The sequence below is a fragment of the Cryptosporangium sp. NPDC051539 genome (assembly GCF_044454545.1).
Lineage (GTDB): Bacteria > Actinomycetota > Actinomycetes > Mycobacteriales > Cryptosporangiaceae > Cryptosporangium.
This window is the reverse complement of record NZ_JBITDV010000005.1, coordinates 40,371-56,785: the sequence shown is the minus strand read 5'-3', so window position 1 is coordinate 56,785 and position 16,415 is coordinate 40,371. Positions and strand designations below refer to the sequence as shown.

Annotated in this window: 16 protein-coding genes and 1 tRNA gene; 13 read left to right on the top strand and 4 right to left on the bottom strand. The window is 70.5% G+C overall.

All coding sequences use genetic code 11. The features are described 5' to 3' along the window. Nucleotides 1-26 precede the first annotated feature (26 nt). The 8 genes from ACIBZJ_RS16775 to ACIBZJ_RS16740 all read left to right on the top strand — a co-directional run bounded on the left by ACIBZJ_RS16775 (nucleotide 27) and on the right by ACIBZJ_RS16740 (nucleotide 8,002). The gene (locus tag ACIBZJ_RS16775; RefSeq protein WP_395930347.1) at nucleotides 27-1,214 is read left to right on the top strand and encodes a CaiB/BaiF CoA transferase family protein; all 1,188 of its coding nucleotides are present in this window, start codon (nucleotides 27-29) and stop codon (nucleotides 1,212-1,214) included. A gap of 30 nt (nucleotides 1,215-1,244) precedes the next feature. Continuing rightward, nucleotides 1,245-1,904 (top strand): hypothetical protein, encoded by a 660-nt coding sequence (locus tag ACIBZJ_RS16770; RefSeq protein WP_395930345.1) that lies wholly within the window; start codon nucleotides 1,245-1,247, stop codon nucleotides 1,902-1,904. Between the two features lie 47 nt (nucleotides 1,905-1,951). Next, nucleotides 1,952-2,644 (top strand): hypothetical protein, encoded by a 693-nt coding sequence (locus ACIBZJ_RS16765; protein WP_395930343.1) that lies wholly within the window; start codon nucleotides 1,952-1,954, stop codon nucleotides 2,642-2,644. A 75-nt stretch (nucleotides 2,645-2,719) separates the two neighbouring features. After that, the gene (locus ACIBZJ_RS16760) at nucleotides 2,720-4,216 is read left to right on the top strand and encodes a carboxyl transferase domain-containing protein (protein WP_395930341.1); all 1,497 of its coding nucleotides are present in this window, start codon (nucleotides 2,720-2,722) and stop codon (nucleotides 4,214-4,216) included. A gap of 92 nt (nucleotides 4,217-4,308) precedes the next feature. Further along, nucleotides 4,309-5,238, top strand: a complete 930-nt coding sequence (locus tag ACIBZJ_RS16755) for a carbamate kinase (protein WP_395930339.1) — start codon at nucleotides 4,309-4,311, stop codon at nucleotides 5,236-5,238. 41 nt (nucleotides 5,239-5,279) lie between these two features. Continuing rightward, complete coding sequence (locus ACIBZJ_RS16750; RefSeq protein WP_395930337.1) at nucleotides 5,280-6,386, top strand: ring-opening amidohydrolase; 1,107 nt, start codon at nucleotides 5,280-5,282, stop codon at nucleotides 6,384-6,386. A gap of 1 nt (nucleotide 6,387) precedes the next feature. Then, on the top strand, nucleotides 6,388-6,927 hold the full coding sequence (locus ACIBZJ_RS16745; protein ID WP_395931222.1) for an NTP transferase domain-containing protein: 540 nt from the start codon (nucleotides 6,388-6,390) through the stop codon (nucleotides 6,925-6,927). Between the two features lie 112 nt (nucleotides 6,928-7,039). After that, nucleotides 7,040-8,002, top strand: coding sequence for a TolB family protein (locus tag ACIBZJ_RS16740; RefSeq protein ID WP_395930335.1), 963 nt, complete (start codon nucleotides 7,040-7,042; stop codon nucleotides 8,000-8,002). Nucleotides 8,003-8,266: 264 nt separating this feature from the next. Here the strand turns inward: ACIBZJ_RS16740 and ACIBZJ_RS16735 are convergent, their stop codons facing one another. Next, on the bottom strand, nucleotides 8,267-9,346 hold the full coding sequence (locus ACIBZJ_RS16735; protein ID WP_395930333.1) for a hypothetical protein: 1,080 nt from the start codon (nucleotides 9,344-9,346) through the stop codon (nucleotides 8,267-8,269). Next, a complete protein-coding gene (locus tag ACIBZJ_RS16730; protein ID WP_395930331.1) occupies nucleotides 9,343-9,828 on the bottom strand; it encodes a SigE family RNA polymerase sigma factor in 486 nt (161 codons plus the stop codon). Before ACIBZJ_RS16730 ends, ACIBZJ_RS16735 begins: the two co-directional genes overlap by 4 nt. 96 nt (nucleotides 9,829-9,924) lie before the next feature. Between ACIBZJ_RS16730 and cysS the strand changes: the two genes are divergently transcribed. Together cysS and rlmB are read left to right on the top strand one after the other, a co-directional pair. Continuing rightward, the gene (gene cysS / locus ACIBZJ_RS16725) at nucleotides 9,925-11,304 is read left to right on the top strand and encodes a cysteine--tRNA ligase (RefSeq protein ID WP_395930329.1); all 1,380 of its coding nucleotides are present in this window, start codon (nucleotides 9,925-9,927) and stop codon (nucleotides 11,302-11,304) included. Between the two features lie 15 nt (nucleotides 11,305-11,319). Beyond that, nucleotides 11,320-12,300, top strand: coding sequence for a 23S rRNA (guanosine(2251)-2'-O)-methyltransferase RlmB (gene rlmB / locus ACIBZJ_RS16720; protein ID WP_395930327.1), 981 nt, complete (start codon nucleotides 11,320-11,322; stop codon nucleotides 12,298-12,300). Here rlmB and ACIBZJ_RS16715 read toward each other — a convergent pair. Next, nucleotides 12,253-12,753, bottom strand: a complete 501-nt coding sequence (locus ACIBZJ_RS16715) for a VanZ family protein (protein ID WP_395930325.1) — start codon at nucleotides 12,751-12,753, stop codon at nucleotides 12,253-12,255. The two genes, rlmB and ACIBZJ_RS16715, sit on opposite strands and share 48 nt — an antisense overlap. Nucleotides 12,754-12,868: 115 nt before the next feature. After that, nucleotides 12,869-13,957, bottom strand: a complete 1,089-nt coding sequence (locus ACIBZJ_RS16710) for an ABC transporter ATP-binding protein (RefSeq protein ID WP_395930323.1) — start codon at nucleotides 13,955-13,957, stop codon at nucleotides 12,869-12,871. A 290-nt stretch (nucleotides 13,958-14,247) separates the two neighbouring features. Between ACIBZJ_RS16710 and ACIBZJ_RS16705 the strand changes: the two genes are divergently transcribed. The 3 genes from ACIBZJ_RS16705 to ACIBZJ_RS16695 all read left to right on the top strand — a co-directional run bounded on the left by ACIBZJ_RS16705 (nucleotide 14,248) and on the right by ACIBZJ_RS16695 (nucleotide 16,067). Further along, nucleotides 14,248-15,321 carry a LacI family DNA-binding transcriptional regulator gene (locus ACIBZJ_RS16705; protein WP_395930321.1) on the top strand — a complete coding sequence of 358 codons (1,074 nt, stop codon included), beginning with the start codon at nucleotides 14,248-14,250 and terminating at the stop codon, nucleotides 15,319-15,321. 66 nt (nucleotides 15,322-15,387) lie between these two features. After that, on the top strand, nucleotides 15,388-15,960 hold the full coding sequence (locus ACIBZJ_RS16700; protein ID WP_395930319.1) for a hypothetical protein: 573 nt from the start codon (nucleotides 15,388-15,390) through the stop codon (nucleotides 15,958-15,960). Between the two features lie 34 nt (nucleotides 15,961-15,994). Further along, nucleotides 15,995-16,067: transfer RNA gene (locus ACIBZJ_RS16695), tRNA-Thr, on the top strand. The last annotated feature ends 348 nt before the right edge of the window (nucleotides 16,068-16,415 follow it).

Genomic DNA, 16,415 nt, shown 5'->3' with positions numbered 1-16,415 from the left:
GGTCCGGCCGCGCATAGCCTGGCCCGATGGGAGCGAACGGGCCGCTGGACGGCGTGCTGGTAGTAGACCTGTCCCGGGCGTTGGCCGGGCCGCACGCGGCGATGATGCTCGGCGACCTCGGCGCGCGCGTGATCAAGATCGAGAATCCGGACGGCGGGGACGACACCCGGTCGTGGGGACCGCCGTTCGTCGGGCCGGACGACTCGGTGTCGACGTACTTCCTGTCGTGCAACCGCAACAAGGAATCGGTGACGCTCGACCTGAAGTCGCCGTCCGGGAAAGACGTCCTGACGCGGCTGGTCGAGCGGGCCGACGTGCTGGTCGAGAATTTCCGCCCGGGCGTGCTCGACCGGCTCGGCTTCGACGTGGACCGGCTGCACCAGCTGAACCCGCGGCTGGTCGTGCTCAGCATCACCGGGTTCGGGCACGACGGGCCCGAGGGCGGCCGGGCCGGATACGACCAGATCGCCCAGGGCGAGGCCGGCTTGATGTCGTTGACCGGCCCGAACGCCGAGGAACCGACGCGGGTCGGGGTCCCGATCGGAGACCTGCTGGCCGGGATGTACGGCGCGTACGGCGTCGTGGCGGCGTTGCACGAGCGCAACGAGACCGGACGCGGCCGGGTCGTGCGCACGAGCCTGCTGGCGGCGATCGTCGGTGTGCACGCGTTCCAGGGCACCCGCTACACGGTCGCGGGGGAGGTGCCGACCGCGTCGGGGAACCACCACCCGTCGATCGCGCCGTACGGGCTGTTCCACTGCGCCGACGGGACGCTGCAGATCTCGGTCGGGAGCGAGGCGCTCTGGCGGCGGTTCATCGCGGCGTTCCCGTCGCTGGACCGGCCGGAGTTCGGCTCGAACCCGGATCGGGTGCGGCAGCGCGACGAAGTCATCTCCGCGGTGAACCAGGTCTTTGCGGCCTATTCCCTGGCCGACCTGCTGCCCGAGCTCGCCGAGATCGGCATCCCGGCCGGCGAGGTCCGGACGCTCGACCGCGTCTACGAGTGGGACCAGACCCGGTCGCAGGGCCTGCTGGTGGACGTCGACCACTCGGTGCTCGGCTCGATCACACTGCCCGGCCCGCCGCTGCGGTTCGACGCGAACGCGTTCGCGGGCGGTCGGCCGATCCATACCCCGCCGCCGATGCTGGGTGAGCACACCGACGCAGTCCTGGCATGGCTGGAGGAACCCGAGCAAGTCGGCGAACGCGAGTAAGCACGTCAGTTGACGGGCATGCTCGGCAGCATGTGGAGGAGGCTCGCGCTCGGGCTGCTGGTCTTGTTACTCGCCGCCTGCGCTCCCGCGGACGGCTCGTTCCGGCACCTGCAGTCGGTGTCGGTGCCGCTCAACGGCCGGAGCGCGGCGTCGCTCGAGGTGAGACTGTCCGCCGAGCAGGTGCGGGTGAAGGTGGCGGACACCGGCGACGAACTCCTGCGCGCCGCCGTCCGGCGCGGCGACGGGTCGCCGTCCACGACCGTGATCGGCGACGACGTCACGCTGGCGGCGACCGGCACCGAGTTCGAACTGACGCTCAGCAACCGGGTGCGCTGGTCGTTGACGTTTTCCGGCGGTGCGTCGGGGATCACCGCCGATCTGCGCGGTGCGCGAGTGGTGAGCCTGGACGTGCCGGCCGGAATCTCGCGGGCCGACGTCTGGTTGCCGTCGCCGACCGGTGAGTCCACGGCTGCGCTCTCCGGCGTCGGCACCGCGACGATCTATCTGCCGCCGAGCGTCCCCACCCGGCTGACCTGCCGCAGCGGCGGTGGGACGGTCACCGTCGACGGGGTGGAGACCACCGGCGTTCCGGCCGGTCGCGTCTGGACGCCGGCCGGCTGGGAGGGTGCGGCGGACCGTTACGACCTGTCGGTCGGCGGCTTCGGAAAACTCACGCTCGGACGGGCCTGACGGCGCGCCATTAGTCGCTGGGGCAACCCCCCAATAAAGTCTGCGCCATGTCGAACGCCTTCTCCAACGAGGATGTCGCCGCGGCCGCCGAGGTGCTGGCCGAATCCATCCGGCGACATGCCGCGGTCATGGTCGACTCGGACGCTCCGGTCCGGGACGCGCTGGGGGCGATCGAGGGGCTCCGCACCTCGGCTCGCCGGTACGAAGAGGTCATCTTCGGGACGTCCGGCTGGGGTCCTGTCTTCGCCGACCTGGACGAGGACGACTTCGATGAGGACGACGAGCACGACCACGACCACGAGCCCGAGATCGAGCACGGAGCGACGCCGCCGATGGCCGTCACGGTCCGGGCCCGGTACGACTACCTGGTCTCCGACCCGGAGGCGTTGATCCGGGCCGGCCAGCTGGCCCGGGTGCGCTCCTGGGACGGCGACCCGCACGGCGCCGAGCCGGTCGCGGGCGTGGGCGAGGCGATCTACGAGCTGTTCCACGTCTCCGGCTCCACGTTCCCGGCGCTCGACGTGCCCGAGCTCGATCCCGGCAGCGGCTTCATGACCGTCCACCACACCGCGGCGCCGCTCGAGCCCGACGACGTCGTCGGCCCGGGCGTCGACCTGGAAGAGCTGTTGGTCAGCGACGAGGAGGACGAGCTCCTCTACGACCTGGCCGAGCCGCGGTACGCGACGCGAGAAGAGGCCGAAGAAGCCAGCCGTCGCCTGGACGGGGACGACGGCATGTGACTTCCGCCCTGCTGAACCGATTCCGGTAAGGACTTCGGTGCAGGATGAGGTTCTCTCCGACGCCGAGGAGGAGCCGTGAGCCGACGCCGTCTTTCCGCCCGGGAACTGATCCGCAGCGCGCTGGACCAGGACAGCTGGGAGTCGTGGGACACGCCGGTCACCGACCCGGCCGGCGCCGACCCGGCGTACCTGGCCGCGCTCGCGGAGGCCCGGAAGACGACCGGCGTCGACGAGGCCGTGCTCACCGGCGCGGGGCGGATCCGGGGTCGCCGGGTGGCGGCCGTGGTCGGAGAGTTCCGGTTCCTGGCCGGCTCGATCGGCGTCGCCACCGCCCGGCGGGTGGCCGCCGCGGTCGAACGGGCGACGCGGGAGGAGTTGCCGCTGATCGCGGCCCCGACGTCCGGCGGAACGCGGATGCAGGAGGGCACGGTCGCGTTCCTGCAGATGGCGAACATGACCAGGGCGGTGGCCGCGCACAAGGCGGCCGGCCTGCCCTACCTGGTCTACCTGCGGCACCCGACGACCGGCGGCGTGTTCGCGTCCTGGGGCTCGCTCGGCCACGTGACGGTCGCCGAGCCCGAGGCGCTGATCGGGTTCCTCGGCCCGCGCGTCTACGAGCTGCTCAACGGCCGCGAGTTCCCGGCCGGTGTGCAGACCGGCGAGAACCTGTTCACCCACGGCCTGGTGGACGCCGTCCTGCCGCCGGAGCAGGTCACCGACCTGGCCGCGCGGACGCTGGAGATCCTCTGCACGCCCCGGCACGGGCTGCCGCGGCCCTCGGACGTCCCGTACGAGGAGTTGGACGACGTACCGGCGTGGGAGTCCGTCACGCGCTCCCGGCGGGTCGACCGGCCGGGCGTCCGGCGGCTGCTGCGGCACGCGGCGCAGCCGGTGATTCCGCTGCACGGCACCCAGCAGGGCGAGATCGGGTCGGGGATGCGGCTGGCGCTGGCCCGCTTCGGTGCCGCGCCGGCGGTGGTACTCGGGCAGGACCGGCGCGGGCAGACCGCCCAGAGCCCGCTCGATCCCGGCGCGCTGCGCACGGCCCGCCGCGGCATGCGGCTGGCCCAGGAGCTCCGGCTCCCGCTGGTCACGGTGATCGACACCCCGGGTGCGGCGCTGTCGCGGGAGGCCGAAGAGGGTGGGCTGGCCGGGGAGATCGCCCGCTGCCTGGCCGATCTGATCGAGCTACCGACGCCCACGCTGTGCGTGCTGCTGGGAGAGGGCACCGGTGGTGGGGCGCTGGCCCTGCTGCCCGCCGACCGGGTGATCGCGGCCGAGCACGCCTGGCTGTCGCCGCTGCCGCCCGAGGGTGCGTCGGCGATCGTCCACCGGACCACCGAACGGGCGCCGGAGATGGCCGCCGCGCAGGGCGTCCGGTCGAGGGATCTGCTGGCGAACGGGATCGTCGACCGGATCGTCGCCGAACGTCCGGACGCGGCCGACGAGCCGGAGGCGTTCCTGGCCCGTCTGGGCCGGGTGATCGAGCACGAGCTGGTCGGCCTGCTGGACGAGGAACCCGACAAGCGCCTGCACTCCCGGGCCGACCGCTACCGCCGAATCGGAGGCTGACGCCGAGCCTCGGCGAGAGTGGGGCGAAAATACTCTCGCGTTGGGCGAGTGTTGCCCATGTTCGTGGGCCTGATCGTTTCTACGCTCGCGGGATGCGGGTCGTGATCGCACTGGGCGGCAACGCGATGACCTCTCCCGACGGCCGAGCCCGTCCGGAGGACCAGATCGCGGCCATTCGCCGCGCCGCCGGGCCGATCGCGGCCGTGATCGCGAGCGGCGCCGAGGTGGTGCTGACCCACGGCAACGGTCCCCAGGTCGGCAACCTCCTGGTGAAGAACGAGATGGCCGCCCACGTCGTGCCACCCGTACCGCTCGACTGGTGCGGCGCCCAGACCCAGGGCACTGTCGGCTTCGTCCTGCTGAACGCGCTCACCGAGAGGCTCCCCGAGGTCCGGGCGACGGCTCTGGTCACCCGGGCCCTCGTCGACGCCCACGACCCCGGCTTCATGAACCCCACCAAGCCGATCGGCCGCTACCTGAGCAGCGCCGAGGCCGCGCTGATGATCCAGCACGGCCAGCGCTGGGAAGATCGCGGCGACCGCGGCTGGCGCCGGGTCGTCGCCTCGCCCGAACCGCGGGCGGTCCTCGATGCTCCGGCGATCGAGACCCTGCTGCGGGCCGGGTACGCCGTGATCTGCAACGGCGGCGGTGGCATCCCGGTCGTCCGCGAGGCCGACGGACGGCTGCGGGGCGTCGAGGCGGTCATCGACAAGGACCTCGGCGCGGCCCTGCTCGCGCACACGCTGAACGCCGACACGATGGTCATCGCCACCGACGTCGAGGCCGCGGTGATCGGCTGGGGCACGCCGCAGGCGCGCCCGCTCGGTGAGATCGGGGTCGCCGAGCTCCGCGAGTTCGCCTCCGAGGGCCATTTCGCCTCCGGCTCCATGGGCCCCAAGGTCGAGGCGGCCTGCCGGTTCGCCGAGAACGGTGGCCGCTCGGTGATCACCTCGCTCGACTCCATCGCGGACGCCGTCAACGGCGCCGTCGGCACCACCGTCACGAACCAGGTCCGGTCCTGACACCCCCACCCGCTCATCCGAAACTCGAAAAGGATCCTCTAGTGCCCGAGGCCATCGAAGTACGCAAGGTCCCGATCCTCAGCGTCAGCGACGCGTCGGGCCTCGCGCAGCTCATCGACGACAAGGTCCTCGACGCCGACCGCGTGGTCGCGGTGATCGGCAAGACCGAGGGCAACGGCGGCGTCAACGACTACACCCGCATCATCGCCGACCGGGCGTTCCGCGAGGTGCTGGTCGAGAAAGGCACCCGCAGCGCCGAGGACGTCAAGCAGATCCCGATCGTCTGGTCGGGCGGCACCGACGGCGTCCTCTCGCCGCACGCCACGATCTTCGCGACGATCCCGGCCGGGAGCGAGGTCAAGACCGACGAGCCGCGGCTCACGGTCGGCTTCGCGATGAGCGAGGTGCTGCTCCCGGAAGACATCGGCCGGGTCGCGATGGTCGAGAAGGTCGCCGCCGCGGTCAAGGTCGCGATGGAGCGTGCCGGCATCACCGACGTCGCCGACGTGCACTACGTCCAGACCAAGACCCCACTGCTGACGATCCACACGATCCGCGACGCCAAGAGCCGCGGCAAGACCGTCTGGACCGAGCACACCCACGAGTCGATGGACCTCTCCAACGGCACGACCGCCCTCGGCATCGCGGTCGCGCTGGGCGAGATCGAGATGCCGACCGACGCCGACGTCATGCACGACCGTTCGCTCTACTCGTCGGTGGCGTCCTGCTCGTCCGGCGTCGAGCTGGACCAGGCGCAGGTCGTCGTCGTGGGCAACGCCAGGGGCGTCGGCGGCCGGTACCGGATCGGGCACGGCGTCATGAACGACGCGCTCGACGCGGACGGCATCTGGGCCGCGATCCGGTCGGCGGGCCTGGAGCTCCCGGAACGCCCGCACCCGAGCGACCTCGACGGCAAACTCGTGAACGTGTTCCTCAAGTGCGAGGTCTCGCAGGACGGCGTCGTGCGCGGCCGCCGCAACGCGATGCTCGACGACTCCGACGTGCACTGGCACCGCCAGATCAAGGCGACGGTCGGCGGCGTCACCGCCGCGGTGACCGGCGACCCCGCGGTCTTCGTCTCGGTGTCCGCCGCCCACCAGGGCCCGGACGGCGGCGGCCCGGTCGCCGCGATCGTCGATCTTGGCTGAGGTGGTCGGAATCGTGCTCGCGGCCGGGGCCGGTCGCCGCTTCGGGCGGCCGAAGGCCCTGGTCGAGTACGACGGCTCACGCCTGGTCGACCGGGCCGTCAGCCTGCTGCGCGACGGCGGGTGCGACCCGGTGCTGGTGGTGTCCGGGGCCGCGCCGCTGACCGTCGCGGGTGCGACCGTCGTCGACAACCCCGGTTGGGACGAAGGGATGGGCTCGTCGGTGCGGGTCGGTCTCGGTGCCGCCTCCGGCGGTGCGGCGGTCCTCGTCCCGGTCGACACCCCCTACCTCGGGGCGGACGCCGTCCGGCGGCTGATCACGGCGTTCCGCGCGGGCGCGACGGTGGCCGCGGCCACGTACGGCGGCACCCGTGGTCACCCGGTCCTGATCGCCGCCGAGCACTGGCCCGCGGTCCGGGAAACCGCCGTGGGTGACGTCGGTGCCCGCGCGTTCCTGGCCGCCAACAAATCCCTGATCACGCTGGTTCCCTGCGACGACACCGGCCGCCCCGACGACGTCGACACCCCCGACGCTTTGCGGTGATTTCGCCCTATACCACAGAATTACCGGGAGAAAACCTGCAAGGGAGCGCGGGGGGCGCCGACAAGTAGCGCGAAGGGTGCGGGGACAACGGGGGAGTAACACGATGCGGCGGATGATCACGACAGCGCTCAAGGCCACGACCACGGTCGGAACGGCTTTCGTCGGAGCCGCGCTGGCGCTCACTAGCCCGGCGCTCGCCGCCTCGGCCCACGCGGCCGAGCCGGACACCCACCCGGCCGGCTCGACCTGGACCGCCAAGCCCGACGGCCGGATGCTCGTCGACAACGGCGCCGACATGGACCAGCTCTCGTCCGCGGGCAAGCAGACGCTGCTGGCCGGCGACGCCTACGAGCGCAAGTACGGCTCGTACTCGAAGGACGGCCGCAAGATCGTCTACTCCGACCAGGGCTCGAAGGGCTTCGGCGCGCAGATCTGGAGCATGAGCGCCGACGGCAACGACCGTCGCCAGCTGACGCACCTCGACACCGAGGCGTTCGGCCCCGAGCTCTCCCCGAGCGGCAAGCGGATCGCGTTCCAGACCCAGGGCGCGATCTGGGTCATGAACGCCGACGGCACCAACGCCCGCAAGGTCAGCAAGGACGGCTTCTACTACGGCGCGGGCATCAGCTGGGCCCCGGACAGCAACCGACTCGCGGTGACCCGCGGTCAGATCGACGAGCGCAGCGGCGAGCCCTACCAGCTCGAGATCGTCGAGATGCGGGCCGACGGCTCGAACGAGACCGCGCTGACCAGCTCCGGCGGCGACAAGAACAGCCCGGCCTGGAGCCCGGACGGCAGCACGATCGTCTTCAGCTACACCAGCGCCAAGGCCATGCAGCAGGGCGACACCTACGACCTCTGGACGATGAAGGCCGACGGCAGCAGGCTCAAGCAGCTCACCAGCACGAAGAACGTCAGCGAGCAGGACACGGTGTGGGCGCCGACCGGTTCCGCGATCGCGTACGCGTCCTGGGCGCAGCAGACCGAGACCACGCCGCACGTGATGAAGTCGAAGGCCGACGGCACCTCGGTGACGTCGCTCAACGCAATCGGCTACCCGACCGCCTGGAGCTGACCGCCATGTGCGCCCGTCAGTACGGCATCCCCCGACGACTCACCGGCTACCGCCGACCGGCGGCCAAGCGGCCGGTTTCCCACCGGAAGGCGTCCTGCCCGGCCGGCTCGACCCGCCCGCCCGAACGCAGGCACCTTCCGCCACCCATGCGTCCACTCGCCTGACCGAAGGAGGTGATCGCTCGAAGACTCAGATCACGCCACAGAGTCACTGCGTCGATAAGGCCGGGCCGGTTCGGGATCACCGAACCGGCCCGGCGTCGTGTCAGGGCTTCCAGGTCGAGGGATCCAGGAGTTTCCCGGTCATCCGGAAGTTCGCGATCGCTCTCTCGACCAGTCCGATCGCCGGCCCGCTGTTTTCCTTGGCGTTGCGGATCGGCCGGCCATCGAAGACGACGACCGTGTCGGGATCGGCTTGGAACGCGTAGCGGTACTGGCCGTAGCTGCGGTCCACGGCGACGCCGTACGGGCCGATCCGCGTCGTCGTCGGCGACCGCAGCGTGCCGGTGTCGACCCGGATGTCGTAGCCCGGCCCGACACCCTCCTGCGCCAGGAACATGAAGTTGAACGACGAGGTGACGTGGGGGGCACCGGGGAACGCCCGGGAGCTGTCGCCGTACGAAATCTCCAGACGGGTGAGCGGCACCTTCGGCCAGGTCGTCGTGAACGGCAGCCCAGGGGGTACCCCGAGCCGCACGCGGAACGTCTCGGCAACCTTGACCGCGGCCTCGCGCGCGTTCGTGATGCCCCGGACGTCGACCGTGGCCAGACCATCCGCGGCCCAGTGGAACTGCAGCTCGCCGTCCAGGGTCCGCACGCCGGCACTGGTCTCCCGCGGGAGCCACGTCGACGCGGCGCCGTTGATCTCGGGCCCCGTTTCCCGGCCGACGCGCTTGCCCGCCGTGTTGAGGTCCGGCACCGCTGCGCCACGGGAGGCCAGGTAGACGACGATCTGCTGCGGTTTGGCGGAACCTACCGTCGACGTCGTGTAGCGGACACCGGTGGCTTCCAGGCGCTGGCTCCAGCCGTCGAAGGCGATCGGCAGCCAGCCGGGTTCCAGTCGCGTCCGTTGCGGGTCGAACGCGGTCGGTGCGGGCGGCAGGGGTGCCGCCGGGCTCGGGGTGGTCACCGGCGCCGGATGGTTATCGGTGACCAAGGCCGCCAGCACCACGCTCGCCGTCATCACGAGCGCCACCAGGGCCGCCGCGCCGGCCAGCACCAGCCGCCGCTGCAGCCGCCGCCAGCGGAGTGCGGTCTCGACCGCACGGTAGGAGTCGACCTCGGAGGAAAGCGGAGTTTCGGCGGCGAGGGAACTCATCACCTCGCGGAGCAGGTTCTGGTTCATCGCTGAACGACCTCCTCGGGCAGGGCGCGGCGTAACGCCGCCAGGCCGCGGGCGGTGTGACTCTTGACCGTGTTCGGCGGGCAGCCGAGCGCTGCTGCCGTCTCGTCCACCGAAAGGTCGGCGTAGTAACGGAGCACCAGTGCCGCGCGCTGTTTCGGAGGCAGGGCCGCGAGTGCGGCGCGCAGCGCGACCCCGTCCGCCGCCTCCGGAGCGCCCACCGCAACCTCGGGCACGTGGTCGACCAGTACGACCCGCCGCGCCCAACCGGCGCGTCTCTCTCCCAGGAACACCCGGACCAGCACCGTCCGGGCGTAGGCGTCGCGGTTCACCCGGACGCGGTCCCAGCTCAGGTACAGCGTGACCAGCGCGTTCTGCACGAGGTCATCGGCACGGTGCCCGTCCTGGCAGAGCACGTACGCGAGCCGTCGCAACGCCGGTAGCGCGGAACGGACCCACGAGTGGTACTCGTCGTCGTCAGCCACGCCTGTAAGAGGTAGCCGGACGCCGGGCAGGTTGCAGCTGTCGGGTAATGGTCGGCGGAGATTCACGGGTGCGCCGTCCGCGTAGAATCCTGCGGCGTGACGCTCCGTCTCCATGACACTGCCAGCAGGTCGACCCGCGACTTCGTTCCGCTCACGCCGGGACACGTCGGGATCTACCTGTGTGGGCCGACGGTCCAGTCACCCCCGCACATCGGGCACCTGCGCTCGGCCGTCAACTACGACGTCCTGCGCCGCTGGCTGACCCGATCGGGTTACACGGTCACATTCGTCCAGAACGTCACCGACATCGACGACAAGATCCTGAACAAGTCGGCCGGCACCGACACCGCGTGGTGGGCGCTCGCCTACGAGAACGAGCGCGCGTTCGCGGCCGCCTACGCGACGCTCGGCTGCTTGCCGCCGACGATTTCACCGCGGGCCACCGGCCACGTGCCCGAGATGATCGAGCTGATGAAGCTGCTGATCGACCGCAGCTACGCGTACGCGGCCGAGGGAGACGTCTACTTCGACGTGCTCTCGTACGCCGCCTACGGCGCGCTGAGCGGGCAGCGGCTCGACCACATGCAGGGCGACGGTGCTGACGATCACTGCAAGCGCGACGCCCGCGACTTCGCGCTCTGGAAAGGCCGCAAGCCCGACGAGCCCGAGACCGCGTCCTGGCCGACACCCTGGGGGCCGGGCCGCCCGGGCTGGCACCTGGAGTGCTCGGCGATGGCCGGCCGGTACCTCGGCGAGGCTTTCGACATCCACGGCGGTGGCCTCGACCTGGTGTTCCCGCACCACGAGAACGAGATCGCGCAGTCCAAGGCGGCCGGGTTCGGGTTCGCGAACTACTGGGTGCACCACGCGCTGCTCAATCTCGGCCCCGAGAAGATGAGCAAATCGCTCGGCAACGTGATCGACCTCGCGCAGGTCACGCAGTTGGTTCGCCCGGTCGAAGTTCGCTACTACCTGGCGACCCCGCACTACCGCTCGACGATCGACTACAGCGAGGAATCGCTGCTCGAGGCGGCCCAGGGCTACCGGCGGATCGAGAACTTCGTCCAGCGGGCGGTCGAGCGGGTCGGCGCCGGGGAGCGTTCCCTGTCCGCGGCCTTCACCGCCGCGCTCGACGACGACCTCGGGACGCCCGCGGGCATCGCGTCCGTGCACGAGGCGGTGAGGGTCGGGAACTCGGCGCTGGCCGACGGCGACGACGCGGCGGCCACGCAGGCGTTGGCCGAGGTCCGTGGCGGGCTGGAGGTCTTCGGCCTGGATCCGCTCGACCGGGAGGTCAACGGCGCGGCCGACGATCTGCGCGGTGTGGTCGACTCGCTGGTGGGCGTCGCGCTGGAGCAGCGGCAGGCCGCGCGCGCGCGGAAGGACTACGGAGCCGCGGACAGCATCCGAGACCAGCTCAAGGACGCCGGTATCGTGGTGGAAGACACTCCAGCGGGTCCACGCTGGACCCTTTAGACCCAAGGTTGCAGCATGCCCGGCAATAGCCCGCGTCCGAACCGCCGCAAGGCCGGCACCAAGAAAGGCGCGGTGGTCGGATCGGGCGGTCAGCGGCGCAAGGGGCTGGAAGGCAAGGGGCCGACGCCGAAGGCCACCGACCGCTTCAAGCACGTGGCGGCCCGGAAGGCGAAGGCCGCCCGCAAGGCCTCCTCGTCCGGCGGAGACCGTCCGCGCACCACGGCCGGTCGGCGCGCCCAGGGCACCCGCGAGGGCGCTGAGCTGCTGGTAGGCCGTAACCCGGTGGTCGAGGCGCTGCGCGCCGAGATCCCGGCGAGCGCGTTGTTCATCGCGCTCGGCGTCGACGTCGACGAGCGGATCAACGAGGCGGTGCAGACCGCGGGCGACCGCGGGCTGTCGATCCTCGAGGTCAGCCGCACCGAGCTCGACCGGATGACCGGCGGGGTGCTGCACCAGGGCATCGGCCTGAAAGTGCCGCCGTACGCCTACGCTTCGCTGCCCGACGTGGTCGCGTCGGCTTCGGGCGTGCCGCTGCTGGTAGCCCTCGACGGCGTCACCGACCCGCGCAACCTGGGCGCGGTCGTGCGTTCGGCGGCGGCGTTCGGAGCGTCGGGAGTGATCCTTCCGGAGCGCCGCGCGGCCGGGATGACCGCCACGGCCTGGCGGACGTCCGCTGGTGCGGCGGCCCGGTTGCCGGTCGCGCGCGTCACCAACCTCACCCGGACGCTGCGCTCGCTGCAGGAGCAGGGCTTCACCGTTCTCGGTCTGGACGCCGACGGCGACGTGACTTCGGACGGGCTCGACGTGGGCACCGACCCGGTCGTGATCGTGGTCGGGTCGGAGGGCCGCGGGCTCTCGCGCCTGGTGGGGGAGGCCTGCGATCAGCTGGTCTCGATCCCGATGACCAGCGACACCGAGTCGCTGAACGCGTCGGTGGCGGCCGCGGTGCTACTGGCGGACGTAGCGCGGCAGCGGCGCCAGGCTTCGCACGAGTAGGCCGAGCGCGACGCCGATCAGCAGCCCGTAGACGTTGTCGGCGACGTCCCGGGTGTCGCAGAAGCGGTTCAGCGGGAGTACCCGCTGAGCCGCTTCGATGCCGATCGGGATCAGCACGCCGAACGCGGTCAGCGTGAGCGGCGTGCTTTTACGCTTTCCCGTGAGCGCGGTGAAGACGCCGAGCGGTACGAACATCCATACGTTCAGGCTGCGCCCGTTGATCGAGCCGGTGAACGGCCACGGCAGCCAGTCGGGCTGCCAGCCCGCGCGGATGCAGCCCCAGCCCTGCCAGGGGTTGGCGAACGGCGCCGGAGCCGGTGTGAGCGTGACGATCGCGATGCCGGCCAGGCTCAGCAGGAGCCCGGCCGCGACGATCGGGTGGGTGCCGAGTTTGCGGACGATCGGCCGCCAGCCGACGGCTGCCAGCGCCAGCACGATCACCGCGATGGGCACGATGCGTAGCAGCTCTCTGATGATGCTGCCGGCCAAGCCGCTACCCCCGAAACGTAGAAAGACCTGCGCTTTCGCGCAGGTCTCTCTACCTTACGGTGCTCAGTCGAGGCTGACCTCAGTCGAGGCGGCTGCCGGTCTCCGCGTGGAAGACGTGCACGGCGTCCTTGTTGATCTGCAGGTGCACCGTGTCGCCGATCACCGGGATCTTGCGACCGTCGGTGCGCGTCACGATCCGGGTGTCGTCGCCACCGATCTCGGCGTGGCCGTACACGTAGGCGTCCGAGCCGAGCTCCTCGACCAGGTCGACCGCGACCGGCAGCCCGGTGCCGTCGGAGACCAGCTCGATCGCTTCCGGCCGGAAGCCGACCGTGACGTTCTTGGCGCCACCCTCGCCGGCGGCCTTGACCTGCTCGCGGGTGAGCGGCACGACGATCGGGCCGAGCTGCGCACCCTCGTCGGTCAGCGGGACCGTCTTGAGGTTCATGGCCGGGGAACCGATGAAGCCTGCGACGAACGCGTTACCCGGGCGGTCGTACAGCGAGCGCGGGGTGTCGCACTGCTGCAGCAGGCCGTCCTTGAGCACCGCGACCCGGTGGCCCATCGTCATGGCCTCGACCTGGTCGTGGGTCACGTAGACGGTGGTGATGCCGAGCCGCTTCTGCAGAGCGGCGATCTGCGAACGGGTCTGCACGCGCAGCTTCGCGTCCAGGTTCGAGAGCGGCTCGTCCATCAGGAAGACCTGGGGCTCGCGGACGATCGCCCGGCCCATCGCGACCCGCTGACGCTGACCACCGGAGAGGGCCTTCGGCTTGCGCTCCAGGTAGTCCTCGAGGTCGAGCAGCTTCGCGGCGTCGCGCACCTTGTCGGCGATCTCCGACTTCGGCGTCTTCTTGAGCTTCAGCGCGAAGCCCATGTTCTCGGCGACGGTCATGTGCGGGTAGAGCGCGTAGTTCTGGAAGACCATCGCGATGTCGCGCGCCTTCGGGGGGAGGTTCGAGACATCCTTGTCGTTGATCAGGATGGCGCCCTCGTTGACGTCTTCCAGGCCCGCGAGCATGCGGAGAGAGGTCGACTTGCCACAGCCGGACGGGCCGACCAGAACGAGGAACTCGCCGTCCTGGATTTCGAGGTCGAGCTTGTCGACAGCGGGCTTGGTGGAGCCGGGGTAAATACGGCTCGCCCCCTGGTACGTGACAGTAGCCATCGTGCAGTCCTTTCCACCGGCAGGAACGTGCCGGACGATCCGAGTGGTGAGGACGGTGCGGACGAGTCCGCTGCCTCCCGTTCACTCAACATATCTCCAGCGTGTCGACGATGTTGCCGATCGGGAAAAGAGTGGGTTCTACTAATAGTGATTGGGTAATAACATTAGGTTACCATTATAGGTATGAATCGTTTCAAACCGGAACGAGATGCGCGCCGATGACGTACATCACAAAGGCCGTCGGTTACCGGCGGGTATGCGCAGGGCGCTGGATCGGTTAGGGTCCGCCCATGGCTCAGCGTCCGCCCCGTCGGACCGCCACCCTTGCGTCGCTGGCGGCGGAACTCGGCGTGTCCCGCACCACCGTCTCCAACGCCTACAACCGTCCGGACCAGCTGTCCCCACAGCTGCGGCAGCGCGTACTCGAGGCCGCGAAGCGCCTCGGCTACCCCGGCCCCGACCCGTTGGCGCGCTCGCTGCGCACCCGCCGGGCCGGCGCGATCGGCCTGCTGCTGACCGAAGCGCTGTCGTACGCCTTCCGCGACCCGGCCGCCGTCGAGTTCCTCGAGGGCCTCGCCCGCGAGTGCGAAGACGCAAAAACGGGGCTGCTTCTGGTTCCCGCGGTTCCGGGTGCCGGAACCGATCCGGCGTTGGCCGCGGCCGCCGCCGTCGACGGGTTCATCGTCTACTCGCTCCCGAACGGCGACCCGCACCTGGACGCCGCGCTGGCCCGCCCGGTGCCGACCGTCATCGTCGACGAGCCGCTGAACGCCGTCGGCGCGGACTACGTCGGCATCGACGACCGGGCCGCGGCCGCGAAAGCGGGCGCGCACCTGGCCGAGCTCGGCCACCGCAAGATCGGCATCATCTGCAGCCGGATCAGCTACGAGCGCGGCCCCGGCGGCCAGGTGACCCCGGAACGTCAGCAGTCCTCGCCGTACGACGTCGTCCGGCTGCGCCTGGACGGGTTGTTCGACGGCCTGCAGCTCGACCGTGACGAAGTTCCGGTCTGGGAGTGCTGGGAGAACACGCTCGACTCCGCGGCCGGTGCGGCCAAGGAGATGCTGGACGCGTACCCGGACCTGACCGCGGTCGCCTGCACGACCGACGTACTGGCGCTGGGCACCATTCAGGCGGCCCGCGCCATCGGGCGGGACGTGCCGTCGGACCTGTCGGTGACCGGGTTCGACGACATCCCCGACGCGGGTGCTCATGGTCTGACCACCGTGCACCAGTCGCACGCCGAGAAGGGCCGTGCGGCCTGGCGTCTGCTGAGCCGCGACGACCGCGACGAAGTGCCGACGCAGCGCGCGACGATCCCGACCGAGCTGCGCATCCGCGAGACGACGGCCGGCCCACGCTGACACATTTTTGTTAAAGATCGAAACGGTCCCTGTTGGAGGGACCCTCGGGTCTAGTTGGATTGACGAGTGCAGCAGCCGGTGCGGACCAACAGCGACCTGTACCTTGCGATGTCCCAAGTGGGGTCCTCCGCGCGGAGACCACTGGGCGAGTTCCTCCGGGCCTGGTGGTCGACCGGCTACGACCACGCCGACGAGAAGGCGCTGGAGCCCTCGGCGCTGGTGGAGTGGGTACGGGCGGCCCTGGAGACGCCGGCGCCGCCGTACGAGCGGTACTGGGCCCGCGAAGATCTGGATCTCGACCTGTTGGACGGCTTCTCCGCGTGGTCGAGGGTGATCCGGGCGCAGGTCTGCGACCTGGAGGAGCTGGAGGCGTCCGGAATGCTGCGGACGCAGGCGAGCTACCTGGGTCTGGACGCCCCCCGGCCGGCCGGATCCGGCCGGCGGCCGACGTCGAGGCGCTGGTTCAACCTGGACGTGGCCAGCTACCTGGAGTCGGGAGTCATCGCCACGGTCGGTGGCTGGAGGCCCGAGTTCGAGGGCGCGGTGGTCGACCAGGTGCCGCCCGAGCCGCTGCTGATCGGCGCGTTCGACTGGACGGACCTGACGAGGTTCGCGGTGGGGGGTCAGACGCACCAGTAGGGGGTCGCGGTGACCGGTTACGATCAGTGGCATTGCTGGTGTGGCGCAATTGGTAGCGCACCCGACTTGTAATCGGGCGGTTAGGGGTTCAAGTCCCCTCACCAGCTCTCTGATCAGGCAGTTTGAGGCTACTCGCAGCGTGTGACTGTCGGTTGGCTGACACTTTACTGACATCTTTCATTGGACGTATGTCCTCGGCGCCCGAACCGTTCTTCCGAGTTCGCAAGGCCCATCGCATCGCCATCGCTGCGACAGCGGTGACGGCCCTGCGTGTCGTGGAGACCACCATCCACCGTGGATTGCCCCGCCCGCTCATCGGAGCGATAGGCAAGAGGAAGCCTTCGGCGGAGCTCGGCATCATGATGGCAGCACAAGTGCGTCGAACAAGCGTCTGATCTGACGGGAGTTGACGCTGCAACTGGGCGAAGCTCAGCCCGTTGCGTGTGTCTGATCGC

What these genes read in the sequence shown, in the direction of transcription:
- ACIBZJ_RS16775 (WP_395930347.1), top strand. Translation starts at nt 27, where the DNA reads ATGGGAGCGAACGGGCCGCTGGACGGCGTGCTGGTAGTAGACCTGTCC.
- ACIBZJ_RS16770 (WP_395930345.1), top strand. Translation starts at nt 1,245, where the DNA reads ATGTGGAGGAGGCTCGCGCTCGGGCTGCTGGTCTTGTTACTCGCCGCC.
- ACIBZJ_RS16765 (WP_395930343.1), top strand. Translation starts at nt 1,952, where the DNA reads ATGTCGAACGCCTTCTCCAACGAGGATGTCGCCGCGGCCGCCGAGGTG.
- ACIBZJ_RS16755 (WP_395930339.1), top strand. Translation starts at nt 4,309, where the DNA reads ATGCGGGTCGTGATCGCACTGGGCGGCAACGCGATGACCTCTCCCGAC.
- ACIBZJ_RS16740 (WP_395930335.1), top strand. Translation starts at nt 7,040, where the DNA reads ATGATCACGACAGCGCTCAAGGCCACGACCACGGTCGGAACGGCTTTC.
- ACIBZJ_RS16735 (WP_395930333.1), bottom strand. Translation starts at nt 9,346, where the DNA reads ATGAACCAGAACCTGCTCCGCGAGGTGATGAGTTCCCTCGCCGCCGAA.
- rlmB (WP_395930327.1), top strand. Translation starts at nt 11,320, where the DNA reads ATGCCCGGCAATAGCCCGCGTCCGAACCGCCGCAAGGCCGGCACCAAG.
- ACIBZJ_RS16710 (WP_395930323.1), bottom strand. Translation starts at nt 13,957, where the DNA reads ATGGCTACTGTCACGTACCAGGGGGCGAGCCGTATTTACCCCGGCTCC.
- ACIBZJ_RS16705 (WP_395930321.1), top strand. Translation starts at nt 14,248, where the DNA reads ATGGCTCAGCGTCCGCCCCGTCGGACCGCCACCCTTGCGTCGCTGGCG.